This window comes from Pseudomonas sp. NBRC 111119, from assembly GCF_001320125.1.
In the GTDB taxonomy this organism is placed as follows: Bacteria; Pseudomonadota; Gammaproteobacteria; order Pseudomonadales; family Pseudomonadaceae; genus Aquipseudomonas; species Aquipseudomonas parafulva.
The window spans coordinates 39,379-54,715 of the sequence record NZ_BCAV01000066.1 but is presented as its reverse complement, the minus strand read 5'-3'; the positions used below and the strand labels follow the sequence as shown (position 1 = coordinate 54,715).

Below are 15,337 nucleotides of genomic sequence, written 5' to 3'. Positions count from 1 at the left end.
GAGCACCATGAGCCAGTTTCACAGCCTGACCGTCAAGCAAGTGCGCAACGAGACCCGCGATGCGGTGTCCATCGTCTTCGACGTACCCGAGCATCTGCAGGCACAGTTTCGCTTCACCCAAGGTCAGTACCTGGTCATGCGTACGCAGCTGGATGACCAGGAGGTGCGCCGTTCCTATTCCATCTGCAGCGCTGTGCAGGACGGCGAGTTGCGGGTTGCGGTCAAGCGCGTGCCGGGCGGGCGCTTTTCGGCGTTTGCCAATGAAGTGCTGCAGCCCGGGCAGCAACTGGAGGTGATGCCGCCCGCCGGCAGCTTCTTCGTGTCGCTGGATCCAGCCCGCCACGGGCAGTACCTGGGTGTGGCGGCCGGCAGCGGTATCACACCGTTGCTGTCCATCATCGCCACCACCCTGGCTACCGAGCCCCACAGCCGCTTTACCTTGCTGTACGGCAACCGTGCCAGCGCCAGTGCACTGTTTCGCGACAAGCTCGAAGACCTGAAAAACCAGTACCTCGACCGCCTCAACCTGATCTTCGTGTTCAGCCGCGAGCAGCAGGACGTGGACCTGTACAACGGCCGGATCGACGCAGACAAGTGCGGCCAGTTGTTTACCCGCTGGCTGGATGTGACGGCCCTGGACGCCGCGTTCATCTGCGGGCCACAGGCCATGACCGAGACGGTGCGGGCCAGCCTGCAGGCCAATGGCATGGCCAAGGATCGCATCCACTTCGAACTGTTCGCGGCTGAAGGCAGCCACGCCCGCCGCGAGGCGCGGGCGGCGGCCCACCAGGTGGACGCTGCCGTCAGCCATATCACCGTGATCAGCGATGGCCGGGCGCTGGCCTTCGACTTGCCGCGCAACACCCAGAGCGTGCTGGATGCAGGCAATGCCATGGGTGCCGAGCTGCCGTATTCGTGCAAGGCCGGGGTGTGTTCCACCTGCAAGTGCCGCGTGGTCGAGGGCGAGGTGGAGATGGACAGTAACCATGCCCTGGAAGACTACGAAGTGGCGGCCGGGTATGTGCTGTCGTGCCAGACGTACCCGGTGAGCGACAAGGTAGTCCTCGATTTCGACCAGTTTTAAAACTGCGGCGCCTGCTTCGCGGGTAAAACCGCGAAGAGGCCCTGAGCAACACCGCAGCACCTGCGTGACCTCAACAAAACAATTACAAAACCAAGAGATCGCTTGCCATGACCCCCGAGCACATAGAAAGCATCACCAACCACCCCGATTTCCAGCACCTGGTGCGGCGTAAGCGCCGCCTCAATGGCAGCCTGACCCTGGCCATGCTGGTGATCTACTACGGCTTCGTGCTGCTGGTGGCCTTCTCCCCCAGCACCCTGGGCCAGTCCCTCAGTGGTGGCGTAACCACCGTCGGCATGCTGGTTGGGGTGCTCATGGTGCTGTTGTCCTTCGCCCTTACCGGCATTTATGTGCACCGCGCCAACCATGTGCTCGACCCGCTCAACGACAAGGTCCGCCAGGAGTGCGCACAATGAACTGGACAGCCATTTCGATGTTCATGGTGTTCGTCTGCTTCACCCTGCTGGTGACCCGCTGGGCTGCCCTGCGCACCCGCTCGGCCAGTGACTTCTACACTGCTGGCGGCGGCCTGACCGGCATGCAGAACGGCCTGGCCATCGCCGGCGACATGATCAGCGCAGCCTCGTTCCTGGGCATCTCGGCTATGATGTTCATGAACGGCTACGACGGGCTGCTGTACGCCCTCGGGGTGCTGGCAGGCTGGCCGATCATCCTGTTTCTGATCGCCGAACGGCTGCGCAACCTGGGCAAGTACACCTTTGCCGATGTGGTGAGCTACCGCCTGGCACAAACCCCCGTGCGCCTGACCTCCGCTTTCGGCACCCTGGTGGTGGCGCTGATGTACCTGGTGGCGCAGATGGTGGGGGCCGGCAAGCTGATCGAGTTGCTGTTCGGCATCAGCTACCTGTACGCGGTCATGCTGGTGGGTGTGCTGATGGTCGCCTATGTCACGTTTGGCGGCATGCTGGCCACCACCTGGGTGCAGATCATCAAGGCGGTGATGCTGCTGTCAGGCACCAGCTTCATGGCATTCATGGTGCTCAAACACTTCGGTTTCAGCACCGAGGCCATGTTCGCCAGTGCCGTGGCCGTGCACGCCAAGGGCCAGGCGATCATGGCCCCCGGGGGGTTGCTGTCCAACCCGATCGACGCCATTTCCCTGGGGCTGGGCATGATGTTCGGCACGGCCGGGCTGCCGCATATCCTCATGCGCTTCTTCACCGTCAGCGATGCCAAGGAAGCGCGCAAGAGCGTGTTCTACGCCACCGGCTTCATCGGCTACTTCTACCTGTTGCTGATCGTGATCGGCTTCGGCGCCATCGTCATGGTCGGTACCGAGCCTGCTTACCGTGATGCCGCTGGGGCCATCATCGGCGGCGGCAACATGGTGGCCGTGCACCTGGCCCAGGCTGTAGGCGGCAACCTGTTCCTGGGCTTCATCTCCGCCGTGGCCTTTGCCACCATCCTGGCGGTGGTGGCCGGCCTGGCCTTGTCGGGCGCTTCTGCCGTGTCCCACGACCTGTATGCGTGCGTGGTCCGCCAGGGCAAGGCCACCGAGCAGGAAGAAATGCGCGTGTCGCGCATCGCCACGCTGATGATCGGCCTGCTCGCCGTCATCCTGGGCCTGCTGTTCGAGTCGCAGAACATCGCCTTCCTTTCCGGGCTGGTGCTGGCCGTGGCCGCCTCGGTCAACTTCCCGGTGCTGCTGCTTTCGATGTTCTGGAAAGGCCTCACCACTCGCGGTGCGGTGTGCGGCAGCATGGCCGGGCTGGTGTCGGCGGTACTGCTGGTGGTGCTGGGCCCTGCGGTGTGGGTGAACGTACTGCACCACGAGCAGCCGTTGTTCCCCTACAGCAACCCGGCGTTGTTCTCCATGAGCCTGGCGTTTCTGGGTGCCTGGGCATTCTCGGTGACTGACACCTCCGAGCGTGCCCGCGAAGAACGCGGCCGCTACCTGGCCCAGTTCATCCGCTCCATGACCGGTATCGGCGCTGCCGGCGCCAGCAAGCATTGACAGCCAAGGCCTATCACCATGTCGGATAAAACAACAACAATGAACCGTACCCCTTTCATGTCAGCAGCGTGCCTGGCCGCCCTCGCCCTGCCCTTGCCCGCCTTTGCCGACTTCATCGGCGACAGCCATGCGCGGCTTGAACTGCGCAATCACTACATCAACCGCGACTTCAGACAGGCCAACGCGCCCCAGGCCAAGGCCGAAGAATGGGCACAGGGTTTTACCGCCCGTGTGGAGTCGGGCTTCACCGAAGGCCTGGTTGGGTTTGGCGTCGATGCCATGGGGCAGCTGGGCCTCAAGCTGGACAGCAGCCGCGATCGGCGTAACACCGGCTTGCTGCCCTTTGGCCCGCGCAGCCATGAACCGGTGGATGACTACAGCGAACTGGGTCTGACCGCAAAGGCCCGGGTGTCGAAAAGCACCCTGCGCCTGGGCACGCTGCAGCCGATATTGCCGGTGGTGGTGTTCAACGACACGCGCCTGCTGGCCTCCACCTTTCAGGGCGGCCTGCTCACCAGCCAGGAGGTGGACGGCCTGACCCTAAACGCAGGCAGGCTGACCAAGGCCAACCTGCGCGATTCTTCAGGCCGCGATGACATCGGCTACGGCGCCGCCAGTAGCGACCACCTTGACCTGGCGGGCGGCAGCTACGCCATCACCCCGCAGACCAGCGTCAGCTACTACTACGCCAAACTGCAGGACATCTACCGCCAGCAGTTCATCGGCCTGGTCGACACCCGCCCCTTGGGCGAAGGGCTGAGCCTGCGCAGCGACCTGCGTTATTTCGACAGCCGCAGCGATGGCGCACAGCGTGCGGGCGACATCGACAACCGCAACTTCAACGCCATGTTCACCCTAGGGGTACGTGCCCACAAGTTCACCGCCACCTGGCAACAGATGTCCGGAAGCAGCGCCTTCCCGTTCGTCAATGGCGGCGACCCGTTCACCGTGAACCTGGTCACCTACAACACCTTCACCCGCGCCGGGCTGGACTCCTGGCAACTGCGCTACGACTACGATTTCGTCGCGCTGGGCATCCCCGGGCTGAGTTTCATGACCCGCTACACCGATGGCCGTGGTGCACACACCGCCACCATCAGCAACGGCCGTGAGCGTGAGCGTGACACGGACCTCACCTATGTGATCCAGAGCGGCCCGTTCAAGGACGTGAGCCTGCGCTGGCGCAACGTCACCTTCCGCTCCGGCAACGGGCTGACCAATGCCGTTGACGAGAACCGCCTGATCATCGGCTACACCCTGGCGCTGTGGTAAGCGCCCCTTCACTTGACTCGCCTGGAGAAACGCATGTCTGCCGCCCTTACCCTGCAAAGCTTCATCGCCGGCCGCTGGCTGGGCCAACACGGTGCCCAGGCCCTGCGCAGCGCCCTTGACGGGCACACACTCGCCTACAGCCATGAGGAACGCCCCGACTTCGCCGAGGCTGTGGACTTCGCCCGCCAACGCGGCCTGCCCAGCCTGATGGGCATGGACTTCCAGCAGCGCGCTGCACGCCTCAAAGCCATCGCACTGTACCTGGCCGAACGCAAGGAACAGCTGTATGCCCTGTCTCACCACAGCGGCGCCACCCGCGCCGACAGCTGGATCGACATAGAAGGCGGTAATGCCACGCTGTTTTCCTATGCCGGTATCGGCAGCCGGGAGTTGCCGTCCGGCAATGTGCTGCACGAGGGCCCGGCCATGGCACTGGGCAAGCTCGGGCATTTTGCCGGCACCCATATCCTGGTGCCGCGTGCGGGTGTGGCGGTGCACATCAACGCCTTCAACTTCCCTATCTGGGGCATGCTGGAAAAGTTCGCGCCCACCTTCCTGGCTGGCATGCCGTGCATCGTCAAGCCGGCCACCTCGACCAGCTACCTGACCGAAGCGGTGGTACGCCTGATGCACGCCTCCGGGCTTCTGCCCGAAGGCAGCCTGCAACTGGTGATCGGCAGCACCGGCGACCTGCTCGATCGCCTGCAAGGGCAGGACGTAGTGACGTTCACCGGCTCCGCAGACACCGCCGCCAAGCTGCGCGTCACCCCTAACCTGATACGCCACTCGGTACCGTTCACCGCCGAGGCCGATTCGCTCAACTGCGCCATTCTTGGGCCCGACGTCAGCCCGGACAGCGAGGCATTCGAGCTGTACATCAAGGAGGTGGTGCGCGAAATGACCACCAAGGCCGGCCAGAAATGCACCGCTATCCGCCGCGCCATCGTGCCGGCCAGGCATATCGACGCCGTTGCCACGCGCCTGCGTGAGCGCCTGGCCAAGGTGGTGGTCGGTGACCCTTCGGTGGAGGGCGTGCGCATGGGCGCCCTGGCGTCTCATGACCAGCAGCGCGATGTGGCCGAACGTGTGCGCAGCCTGTTGCACAGTTGCGATCAGCTGTTCGGGGCCAGCGACGTGTTCGCCCCACGCGGCGAAGGCGTGGCCGAAGGCGCCTTCTTCGCGCCGACCTTGCTCCAGGCCCGCGACCCCCATGCCGAAGGCGGCGCCCACGACATCGAGGCCTTCGGCCCGGTGAGCACGCTGATGGCCTACCACGACCTGGACGAAGCCCTGGCCCTCGCGGCCCGTGGCAAAGGCAGCCTGGTGGCCACCTTGGTGACCAGCGACCGCGCAGTGGCAGCCAAGGCGGTTCCCGTCGCAGCCGCCTGGCATGGCCGGCTGCTGGTGCTGGACAGCGAAGCGGCCAAGGAATCCACTGGCCACGGCTCGCCACTGCCGCAGCTCAAGCATGGCGGCCCTGGGCGCGCCGGTGGCGGTGAAGAACTGGGCGGCCTGCGCGCGGTCAAGCATTACCTGCAACGCGCCGCCGTACAGGGCTCACCCAGCATGCTCAGCGCAGTCACCGGTGAGTATGTGCGTGGCGGCGAAGTGATCGAAACCGAGGTGCACCCCTTCCGCCGCTACTTCGAACAGCTGCGCATCGGTGAGTCGCTGCTCACCCACCGGCGCACGGTCACCGAAGCCGACCTGGTGAACTTCGGTTGCCTGTCGGGCGATCATTTCTACATGCATTTCGACGAGATTGCCGCCAAGGCCTCGCAGTTTGGCAAGCGCATTGCCCATGGCTACTTCGTGTTGTCGGCCGCCGCCGGGCTGTTCGTCTCCCCCGGAGAAGGGCCCGTGCTGGCCAACTATGGCCTGGACACCCTGCGCTTCATCAACCCGGTAGGCATCGGCGATACCATTCAGGCGCGCCTGACCTGCAAGCGCAAGATCGACCAGGGCAAGACCAGCCCGCTGGGCCAACCCCAGGGGGTGGTGGCCTGGGATGTGGAAGTGACCAATCAGCTGGGGGAAGTGGTTGCCAGTTATGACATCTTGACACTAGTGCTCAAGCAACCTGTATAAGCGGCAGCAGCCGTCGCGGCCCCGAGCCGTGCGCCGCGACGGCTGCACAAGCGATTCAGCAAGGTGGTGGCCTCTGGCTATTTAGTACATCCGTCCTAATCGCCCCGCCTGACTCGTGGGTTTATAGTTCGGGAATAACACCGCCAAGGAAGCTTCTTCATGACCCCCTTCAAACTGATCATCAGTGCTGCCATCCTGGTCGGCGTGGCCGGCTGCCAGACCGTCAAGCCTTCTGAGGAAACCCTCAAGCAACGTACCGAATTGGTGCTGAACACCAAGGTGTCCCGGATCGCGGACGTGCGCAACGACAGCACCATTACCTATTACACGGCAGCCACTGGCAAAGGACGATTCGAGTGTCAGATCCCGAGCGGCGGCCTGGTGGCGGTGGCGGGGATGGGTATCTACCAACCTTCACCCAGCTGCGTGAAGGAAGGCGAAACCCCGAGGCTGCAGTAGCCGCTGATACAGCGCTGGTTTAACCGACCGGCGCCGCCGCACCTTCGCGCAACGTGCGCAGGGCGGCCCGCAGCTCGGCTGGGCGCACGGGTTTGGACAATACCGCGATGTCGCGACCCTGCACCACTGCCTGGATTCTGTCCGGGTCATGGCCGGTCATGATCAGCGCTGGCACTGCCCACCCCCGCTGCGCCCGCAACCGTTCAATGCAATCCACACCGGTCGCCTCTTGCCCCAGGTCATAGTCCGCCACGATCACGTCGCAGTCACGGTTGGTGACCTGCGCCGAACTGTGCGCAGCCACCTCGCACCCCCAGCGCTGCAGCAGCCCGGTGGTCGCGCGCAACACGTTGTGGTCATCCTCGATCAGGCACACGCGCAAGCCGCTCAGCATGCCGGGCGCTGCCAGTGTCTGTTCCGTCACCACCCGTTGAGTTTGCGCAGTCAGGCGCGGCAAGCCTTGCAGGGCCAGTGTGGTGCCATGCCCCGGCCGCGAGCGCAGTTGCACGTGCAAACCCATCAACCGGCCCAGCCTGCGCACAATCGACAGGCCCAGCCCCACGCCTTCGATGTCCTTGTCACGCACCTGCCGTACCCGGTAGAACTCTTCGAAGACCAGCGCCTGGTGCGCCGGGTCGATACCCCTGCCCTGGTCGCAGATGACAATGGCCAGCCCGTCACCACAGCGCCTTACGGCAATCAGCAGTGGGCGTTGCGCGGCGTACTTGAAGCTGTTGGACAGCACGTTCTGCACCATGGTGGCCAGCATCCCGCGGTCAGCCCGTGTCCAGTGGGTGCAGGGGCGCAGGCGCATGTCCACGCCGGCCCACCGGGCTGCTTCGGCGTTCTGGCGCAACAGCTCGGCCAGAAATTCGCCCAGCGCAAAGGTTTCGTAGCGAGGCTGCACACGGCCGTTGTCCAGGGTGTACAGGTCCAGAATCGAACGGAACAGCTGCGACACGTTCAACAGCGAGCGGTCGATGCTGTCCACCAGGCTGCGCTCTTCTTCCCCCAGCCGTGCCTCGCGCAGGCACGCCGTGAACAGGCTGATGGAGTGAATCGGCTGGCGCAGGTCATGGCTGGCCTGGGCCAGAAAACGCGATTTTTCGCGGTTGGCCGCCGCCGCCTGCTCCGACGCCTTGCGGGTGCGCTCCAGCAGCAAGTGGGCGTAGCCGGGTATCACCGTGCTGGTGACCAGCAGCATCAGCACCATGAACGGGTTGGCCTGCCAGTACGGGGTAATCTGGTACACGACCAGCAGCGCCACCAGCGCAAGGCCAGTGGCAATCGCCAGGTAGCGCGAGCCAAAGCGCATGCCGTTGCCCAGGTTCACCCACACCATCACTGCATACAGCGGCAATGCGGGCTCGCCGCCTACCACAAGGCCAAAGCAGGTGCCGGTGTAGTCATGCACCATGCCCAGCACCCGCCGCCAGGGGTAGTGGCCGGGCCAGCGGTCGATGGCCTGGCGCAAAGCCACCGACACCAACAGAAAAATGAAAATGTAGCAGCTTACGGTGAGATGGACGCCAGGCGTGCTGCCGGGCAGAAACACCAGCAGGCTGACGTACACCAGTGCACAACTGCCCACCACCAGGCGCAGGTTCGCTTGGTCCAGTTCAGTGTTCTTGTCCAGTTCCATGGGCATTGTCCTTTCCGTGCGGCTGAATCAAGCGAGTGCGAGCAGGCCCTTCCTGGAGGGGATGCTAAGTTAACATGGTTGGATCCAACCGCGGCCATAGGGAGTTGCCAAGCGTGAAGTGTCGCATCATTGTGGCGGATGACCATCCGCTGTTCAGGGAAGCCATGGTGCGCACCGTGCAGCGCGTGCTGCCGGGTGCCTGCGTGGAAGAAGCAGGGAGGCTGGACGAGGTGATCGCCCTGGCCGTGGTCGGGGACGTGCCAGATACGCTGATACTGGACCTGCGTTTCCCTGGTCTGGCAGACATCGCCAGCCTGGCGCAGCTGCGCCGGCAGTGGCAGCGCACCACGCTGATCATCGTGTCCATGGTCGATGACCCGGTGATCATCGAGCAGGTAATGGCCACGGGCGTGGACGGGTTTATTGGCAAGAGCCTGAGCGCTGAGGAAATCGGGGCGGCCATCCTGGCCATTCGCCAGGGCGATGTGCTGGTTCGGTACCTGCCTTCAGGGTTGCTGCCCAGCCTCGACGCCGAGCAGGGCGTGGAGCAGCTCACCCAGCGTCAGCAGGAAGTGCTGCAACTCATTGCCCAAGGCAAGACCAACAAGGAAATCGCCAAGGAATTGGACATCTCGCCGTTCACCGTGCGCATCCATGTGTCATCACTGTTGAAAGCGTTGAACGTCAGCTCCCGCACCGCTGCCGCAGTCAAGTACACCGGCAGTTGAACCGTTGGTCCGAGTTGAGCCAACTGGCGGGGACCTCTCACACGTTAAGCGCTTCTCACACTATGAGAGGTCATCGGTGGCTTGGCCTCTCACTCCTGTGTTGGCCCGCCCATAGGCGGGCCCTTTTACCCGGACGGAGGGCGCAAACATGAGTACCAGGCACTGGATGGGGGGCGGTAACGTGCAGGATGATTGGCCGGAACTCGAACCAGACCGGCGTAACGACCGGGTGGATGACCCTGACACAGACCCTGGCATAGCAGATGACGAGCAAAACCGGCCAGCTGTGCCCGCCAGTGATCCCGAGTCAGGGGCCTGACAGGGCGTTATCAACCGTGGTTTCAGGCAGTGGTCGCCGGGTCTTCTACTGACTGGTTGGGCTTGCTGCCTGAAATTCGCCAGCTCACGTCGGTGACACCGTACCGTTCAGCCATTGGCCGGCTGACCTTGCGGATTTTCTCGCGCCCGAATTTCGGGATGATGCCAATGCCGGCATCACAGCTCGCCCAGTGCCACGCCTCTGCGTTGTCCATGCGCTCCAGGCGGATGATGAAACTGCGCAGCTCCCCGTGAAGCTTGTAGTCGATGATGTACAGCTGGGGACTAGGCATCGCTCGACCCTCCTCTTTTCCATGGATGACCCAAGGATGGAGTCTTGGGACTGGCCAAAAATTCCATCGGATGTGAAGCCTAGGCTGCACAGCGCCCCCGCCACGCCAGGATGTCAAAAACTTGCGGGCCAACCATTGGCGTAATATCAGAGCGCTCGCGAATCCCCAGGTGCGGTGCCTATAATGGCTGCCTTCCTGCCCGGCGATGCGTCGATGGGCTGTCTGTCAGGTCTGTACAAGGCACCGCCATGAAGTCGACCGCTAACCAGCCCGCTGCGCCCCACCCGTCGAATCTCAGCCCCAGCCACCTGGACTTCCCAGTGGTCGGCATCGGCGCCTCGGCGGGTGGCATGGAGGCCATCTGCACCCTGTTCCGGCAAATGCCGGCAGACTCCGGCATGGCCTTTGTCATCGTGCTGCACCTGTCGCCCGACCATCAAAGCGTCGCCGACCGCATCATCCAGGAAACCACCAGCATGCCAGTGCGCCAGGTCACCGAGCCGGTGCCTATCGAGCGCAACCACGTCTACGTCATTTCGCCTGCCAATCGGCTCTCGACCAACGACGGTTACCTGCGTGTGGCACCGGCCAACCGGCGCCGCGGCGACCACGTGGCGATCGACCTGTTTTTCCGTGACCTGGCCGATGTGCACAAGGACCATGCGTTCTGCGTCGTGTTGTCCGGTACCGGCGCGGACGGCGCGGTGGGGCTCTCGCGTATCAAGGAGCAAGGCGGCGTGACCCTGGTGCAGAGCCCGGACGATGCGCAATACGACAGCATGCCCCGGGCCGCCATCGAGACCGGCCTGGTGGATGTGGTGCTGCCGGCTGCGGAACTGGCGCAGAAACTCATGGAGCTGTGGCACAACGCCTGCCAGGTAAAGCTGCCTCGCATTGACGACGACACGCTGCCACCTGCCTTGGGTACTCGGGCAGGCGACCCGCAAGCCTCCGAGCCCCTGCTTGAGGAGATACTGCTGCAACTGCGCAGCGTCACCGGCCACGACTTCCAGCATTACAAACGCGCGACCGTGCTGCGCCGTATCGAACGGCGCCTGCACGTGACCGGTCAGCCCGACCTGGCCGCCTACCTGCATTACCTTGAAGAACACCAGGACGAGTCGGCAGCCCTGCTCGCCGACATGCTGATTGGCGTTACCAATTTCTTCCGCGACCGGGAAGCCTTCGAGGCCCTGGAGCGGCACGTGTTGCCACAGCTGGTCAGCGAACCGGACCCCAGCGAAGGTGCAGGCGAGATTCGCATCTGGTCCGCCGGCTGCTCCACCGGCGAAGAAGCGTACAGCCTGGCCATCCTTGCCTGCGAGCAACTTGCCGTGGAACAGCGCGCCAGCCAGGTGCAGGTGTTCGCCACCGACCTGGACGAACGGGCCATCGTCAATGCCCGCCAGGGGTCGTACCCGGAATCGATCGTGACCGACGTGCCGCCTTCCCGGCTACGCCAGTTCTTCGTCAGGGAAGACCAGCACTACCACGTGCGCAAGGAAATCCGCGAGAAGGTACTGTTTGCGCGGCACAACCTGCTGTCTGACCCACCGTTCTCGCAGTTGAACCTGATCGTCTGCCGCAACCTGCTCATCTACCTCGACCGGGAGATCCAGAAGGACATCCTGCGGATGTTCCATTTTGCCCTGCGCCCGGGCGGCTTCCTGTTTCTGGGCACTTCCGAGTCCGCCGAGCTCGCCAGTGAGCTGTTTGCCGTGGTCGACAAACGCAACCGTATTTACCGCGCGCGCGAAGTCAACCATAGCAACCCGCGTTCCGGGCGCCAGTTGACGGGGGCCGACCTGCCCAACCTGCAGGTGCGTATTCCAGGCAAGGCAAAAGCAGCACGCAAGCCTGATTTCGCCGAAGTCCACCATCGGGCGTTGGCGCGATGCACCCCACCCAGCCTCATCATCGACGGCGAAGGCACCATCCTGCACCTGAGTGAGGGGGTTGGGCGCTACATGCAACTAGGCGGCGGCGAGCTTAGCCGTAACCTGCTCAACCTGGTGTTGCCCAGCTTGCGCCTGGCCCTGCGCAGTTCGTTATTCCAGGCACGCCAGGGTAGCGAAGCCGTCACTTCCCGGCCGGTTGACCTGGGCGAAGGTGAACAGCGCTCCCAGGTGGAAATAACGGTTCAGCCCCACAAGGATGAGTTCACCACCGGCGAGTACCTGCTGGTGGTGTTCGACGAGCGCGCGCCAGACCTGTCGCTCCCGTTGCCGGGCGCCATCCGCCAAACCGACAGCATGGTGCTGAACAACCTTGAGCGCGAACTGCAGCGCACGCGCCTGCAATTGCAGGAAACCATTGAGCAGTCGGAAGTTTCCAGCGAAGAGCTGACCGCTTCCAACGAAGAGATGCAGGCGATCAACGAAGAGCTGCGCTCGGCCAGCGAAGAGCTGGAAACCAGCAAGGAAGAGCTGCAGTCCATCAACGAGGAGCTGCTGACGGTCAATTACGAGCTGAAGAACAAGGTCGAGGAAACCGACAAGGTCAACGACTACCTCAGCAACCTGATCGCCAGTACCGATATCGCCACGGTGTTTGTCGACCGCAACCTGCACATCCGCTGGTTCACCCCCCGTGCTACCGACCTGTTCAACATGCTGCCGGTGGACACCGGCCGCTCCCTGCTCGACATCACCCACCGGCTGGACTACCCCGCCCTGGGGGATGACGCCCGGGCCGTGGTCAAAGGCGAGCACATCATCGAGCGGGAAATTGGCGGCAAGGACCAGCACTGGTACCTGGCGAGGTTGCTGCCCTACCGCTCCAGCGAAAAGAAGATCGACGGCGCGGTACTCACCTTCATCGACATCAGCAAGAGCCGCGCCGCCGAAGAGCGCGTACGCCTGGGCGAAGAGCGCATGCGGGTGGTGGCCGAAAGCACCCATGAATTTGCCATCATTCTGTTGGACGAACAGGGCCTGATCACCGACTGGAACACCGGTGCCACGCTGATTTTCGGCCACAGCAAAGCCGAGGTGATGGGCCAGCACTACCAGCTCATCTTCACCGAAGAAGACTGCCAGCACGGTGTGCCCGAGCACGAACTGCACGCCGCCCGGGTGAATGGCCGGGGCCAGGACGAGCGTTGGCATGTGCGAAAGGACGGCAGCCGCTTCTTTTCCAGCGGTGAAATCTCACGCCTCAAGGGCAGCTCCCTGCGCGGCTTCGTCAAGATCGCCCGCGACCTCACCGGCCTCAAACGGCTGCATGACGAGCAGAGCAAGCAGTTGGCCGAATCGCAGAGCAACAGCCACCTGAAGGATGAGTTCTTCGCCATCATGTCGCACGAGCTCAAGCACCCGCTCAACCTCATCCAGCTCAACGCCGAGATCCTTCGGCGCTTGCCATCCGTGGTGCACATGGGCGCTGCGAGCAAGGCGGTGGCGACCATTCGTGATGCGGTCACCAGCCAGGCACGCATCATCGATGACCTGCTGGATGTGGCGCGCATTCGCACCGGCAAACTCAAGCTCAAGACCGAGCCCGTGGATGTGTCGGCCATCGTGCAAGGCATCCACGCCGTGGTAGTGAGTGAGCAGCCGGCCTCGGGCGTGCTGCTGGAGCTGCCAGCCGACGGCTTGCCGCTGTATATCGACGGCGACAACACCCGCCTGGAACAGGTGATCTGGAACCTGTTGAACAACGCCATCAAGTTCAGCCCGCCCGGCAGCCCGATCCGCCTGGCGCTGAGCCACGACGAGGCGAAGGTATCGCTGCGCGTCATCGACCAGGGCATCGGCCTCACGCCAGATAGCCTGGAGCACATCTTCGACCTGTTCAGCCAGGCTGCGCCCCAAGGGGGGCACCCGGCCCGCGAGGGCCTGGGCATCGGGCTGTCGCTGGTGCGGCAACTGGTCGAAGCCCACGGCGGCACCGTGCATGCGCGGTCGGCTGGCATCGGCCAGGGGTGCACCTTTACCGTTACCCTGCCCTTGGCGCACGCCGGCCAGGTCACACCGGTGGCACCCAGCGACCCCGACACCGATGGCCGGCTGAGCGGCATCCATGTATTGCTGGTGGACGATTCGCCGGAGGTGCTGGATGTGATGCAGCAGCTGCTGGAAATGGAGTGCGCCCGGGTAAGTGCCTTCAGTGACCCGCAACAGGCCCTGGCGGCCGCGCAAACGGGGCGTTACGACATCATCCTGTCCGATATCGGTATGCCGGTCATGGACGGCCATGCTCTGATTCGGGCACTCCGTGCGCTGGACCATCTGAAGCATGTCCCGGCAATTGCCCTGACGGGCTACGGGGCCAGCGCCGACCAGCACAAGTCTCGGCAATCCGGGTTCGACCGCCACCTGAACAAGCCGGTTGGCTACGACGAATTGGTAGAGGCTATCGAAAACCTGCACGGATCGGTGCCGTACTGACCGTTCGTCGGGATTGACGTGCCCTCAAGACACCAATGTGTGGCTCCTGGTGACTAATTCCTCATAGGAATATGCGTCACCAGGAGCCTGCATGAAATCGACCAAAGCCCGCGCCACCATCATCTGCCGCCATGGTAAGCACGGCCACAAGTGGCTGTGGGTGCGCAAGCACAAAGCGCCGTGGACGCTGCCCGGCGGCAAGGTCGAACCCGGTGAGACACCTGCCCAGGCGGCGGAGCGTGAGCTGCTCGAAGAAACTGGCCTGCAGGCCATGAACCTCACGCTGCTGATGCGCCACGAGTCCACCGAACGGATGCATTATGTGTTCGAAGCAGAGTTTGACGACGCCCCAAAGCCTTGCGCCATGCACGAGATCACTGACTTTCGCTTTGCCCATATCGACCATGTCGCGGCATTGAAAGGCGAAATAAAGGACCTTATACGCTCCTTGCTCGCCTGTGACGCCTCTACCGCTGCTTCTGTCCGTTAGCAGGCTGCCACAACGCGCTCGTCAGGCGTGAACACTCCATTGGCACACGCCAGCCTCGATGGGCATCTCATCTATCCCATGGATCAGACCACTGTCCAACGCTTCCTGCGGACCAAGTATGCGCGGGGCCGCCATTAGGTAACGGGGCACGTCCAGTACTTCACTGCCACCTTGGGTACGTTCCGAGACGATCTCTGCATACAGCCGCAGGTCGTAGTCCAGGCTCATCGCGTATTCGGCCATGCGCGCATGGTCGACGGAGCCGTGCAAGGTCCAGTGAAAGGGGTGGAACAGGAACTTGCTGTGGGTACAGGCGGTACGGTGATCGCCCGCCAGAAACAGGATATTGCCCATCGACTCCACGGTACCCAGGTTATGGGTATGCACACTGATGGGCAGGCCCCGCAGGTAGTTGTACAGGGTAAACCCGTAGCTGCATTCTCCGCCCATGGTCGCGATGTTCAGTTGCAGCTCCTCTGCGCCCTGGTTCAGAGCCTTGGTGCAGGTATTGATGAGGTTGCCGCACGTCGACGAGTTAATGGGGCCCGTGAAATGGATGATGTGTCTGGCCATGCCTGTCTCCAGAAGGCTCGTTTGAGT

General features: G+C 63.4%; 12 protein-coding genes and 1 pseudogene. 10 read left to right on the top strand and 3 right to left on the bottom strand.

The window, feature by feature from the left end; translation table 11 throughout:
• Positions 1-7 precede the first annotated feature (7 nt).
• The 6 genes and pseudogenes from paaE to APH25_RS22130 all read left to right on the top strand — a co-directional run bounded on the left by paaE (position 8) and on the right by APH25_RS22130 (position 6,878).
• Positions 8-1,084: a 1,2-phenylacetyl-CoA epoxidase subunit PaaE gene (gene paaE / locus APH25_RS22155; protein WP_060483403.1), complete on the top strand. Its 1,077-nt coding sequence runs from the start codon at positions 8-10 to the stop codon at positions 1,082-1,084.
• Positions 1,085-1,191: 107 nt separating this feature from the next.
• Positions 1,192-1,500: a DUF485 domain-containing protein gene (locus APH25_RS22150; RefSeq protein ID WP_060483402.1), complete on the top strand. Its 309-nt coding sequence runs from the start codon at positions 1,192-1,194 to the stop codon at positions 1,498-1,500.
• Positions 1,491-3,059 (top strand): annotated as a pseudogene (locus tag APH25_RS22145) (cation acetate symporter); the annotation flags it as partial. The gene APH25_RS22150 and the pseudogene APH25_RS22145, both read left to right, overlap by 10 nt.
• A gap of 39 nt (positions 3,060-3,098) precedes the next feature.
• Positions 3,099-4,331, top strand: a complete 1,233-nt coding sequence (locus APH25_RS22140; protein ID WP_060483401.1) for an OprD family porin — start codon at positions 3,099-3,101, stop codon at positions 4,329-4,331.
• A 33-nt stretch (positions 4,332-4,364) separates the two neighbouring features.
• Complete coding sequence (gene paaZ, locus APH25_RS22135; protein ID WP_060483400.1) at positions 4,365-6,419, top strand: phenylacetic acid degradation bifunctional protein PaaZ; 2,055 nt, start codon at positions 4,365-4,367, stop codon at positions 6,417-6,419.
• 159 nt (positions 6,420-6,578) lie between these two features.
• Positions 6,579-6,878, top strand: a complete 300-nt coding sequence (locus tag APH25_RS22130; protein ID WP_060483399.1) for a hypothetical protein — start codon at positions 6,579-6,581, stop codon at positions 6,876-6,878.
• Between the two features lie 19 nt (positions 6,879-6,897).
• Here the strand turns inward: APH25_RS22130 and APH25_RS22125 are convergent, their stop codons facing one another.
• Positions 6,898-8,520: a hybrid sensor histidine kinase/response regulator gene (locus tag APH25_RS22125; RefSeq protein WP_060483398.1), complete on the bottom strand. Its 1,623-nt coding sequence runs from the start codon at positions 8,518-8,520 to the stop codon at positions 6,898-6,900.
• Positions 8,521-8,633: 113 nt separating this feature from the next.
• Here APH25_RS22125 and APH25_RS22120 point away from each other — a divergent pair, with 113 nt between their 5' ends.
• Positions 8,634-9,248: a response regulator transcription factor gene (locus tag APH25_RS22120; RefSeq protein WP_060483397.1), complete on the top strand. Its 615-nt coding sequence runs from the start codon at positions 8,634-8,636 to the stop codon at positions 9,246-9,248.
• Positions 9,249-9,396: 148 nt separating this feature from the next.
• On the top strand, positions 9,397-9,567 hold the full coding sequence (locus tag APH25_RS25570) for a hypothetical protein (RefSeq protein WP_154660081.1): 171 nt from the start codon (positions 9,397-9,399) through the stop codon (positions 9,565-9,567).
• 22 nt (positions 9,568-9,589) lie between these two features.
• On the opposite strand, the gene APH25_RS22115 is transcribed toward APH25_RS25570, so the two are convergent.
• Positions 9,590-9,859, bottom strand: a complete 270-nt coding sequence (locus APH25_RS22115) for a DUF6555 family protein (protein ID WP_028634005.1) — start codon at positions 9,857-9,859, stop codon at positions 9,590-9,592.
• 248 nt (positions 9,860-10,107) lie between these two features.
• Here APH25_RS22115 and APH25_RS22110 point away from each other — a divergent pair, with 248 nt between their 5' ends.
• Together APH25_RS22110 and APH25_RS22105 are read left to right on the top strand one after the other, a co-directional pair.
• Positions 10,108-14,247, top strand: a complete 4,140-nt coding sequence (locus tag APH25_RS22110) for a CheR family methyltransferase (protein ID WP_060483396.1) — start codon at positions 10,108-10,110, stop codon at positions 14,245-14,247.
• 91 nt (positions 14,248-14,338) lie between these two features.
• Positions 14,339-14,737 (top strand): NUDIX hydrolase, encoded by a 399-nt coding sequence (locus APH25_RS22105; RefSeq protein ID WP_060483395.1) that lies wholly within the window; start codon positions 14,339-14,341, stop codon positions 14,735-14,737.
• Between the two features lie 21 nt (positions 14,738-14,758).
• On the opposite strand, the gene APH25_RS22100 is transcribed toward APH25_RS22105, so the two are convergent.
• Entirely contained in the window at positions 14,759-15,310 is a 552-nt protein-coding gene (locus APH25_RS22100) for an ATP-dependent Clp protease proteolytic subunit (protein WP_060483394.1), read from the bottom strand.
• Positions 15,311-15,337: the final 27 nt, after the last annotated feature.

What these genes read in the sequence shown, in the direction of transcription:
- APH25_RS22125 (WP_060483398.1), bottom strand. Translation starts at nt 8,520, where the DNA reads ATGGAACTGGACAAGAACACTGAACTGGACCAAGCGAACCTGCGCCTG.
- APH25_RS22140 (WP_060483401.1), top strand. Translation starts at nt 3,099, where the DNA reads ATGAACCGTACCCCTTTCATGTCAGCAGCGTGCCTGGCCGCCCTCGCC.
- paaE (WP_060483403.1), top strand. Translation starts at nt 8, where the DNA reads ATGAGCCAGTTTCACAGCCTGACCGTCAAGCAAGTGCGCAACGAGACC.
- APH25_RS22110 (WP_060483396.1), top strand. Translation starts at nt 10,108, where the DNA reads ATGAAGTCGACCGCTAACCAGCCCGCTGCGCCCCACCCGTCGAATCTC.
- APH25_RS22105 (WP_060483395.1), top strand. Translation starts at nt 14,339, where the DNA reads ATGAAATCGACCAAAGCCCGCGCCACCATCATCTGCCGCCATGGTAAG.
- APH25_RS22115 (WP_028634005.1), bottom strand. Translation starts at nt 9,859, where the DNA reads ATGCCTAGTCCCCAGCTGTACATCATCGACTACAAGCTTCACGGGGAG.
- APH25_RS22100 (WP_060483394.1), bottom strand. Translation starts at nt 15,310, where the DNA reads ATGGCCAGACACATCATCCATTTCACGGGCCCCATTAACTCGTCGACG.
- APH25_RS25570 (WP_154660081.1), top strand. Translation starts at nt 9,397, where the DNA reads ATGAGTACCAGGCACTGGATGGGGGGCGGTAACGTGCAGGATGATTGG.
- APH25_RS22130 (WP_060483399.1), top strand. Translation starts at nt 6,579, where the DNA reads ATGACCCCCTTCAAACTGATCATCAGTGCTGCCATCCTGGTCGGCGTG.
- APH25_RS22150 (WP_060483402.1), top strand. Translation starts at nt 1,192, where the DNA reads ATGACCCCCGAGCACATAGAAAGCATCACCAACCACCCCGATTTCCAG.
- paaZ (WP_060483400.1), top strand. Translation starts at nt 4,365, where the DNA reads ATGTCTGCCGCCCTTACCCTGCAAAGCTTCATCGCCGGCCGCTGGCTG.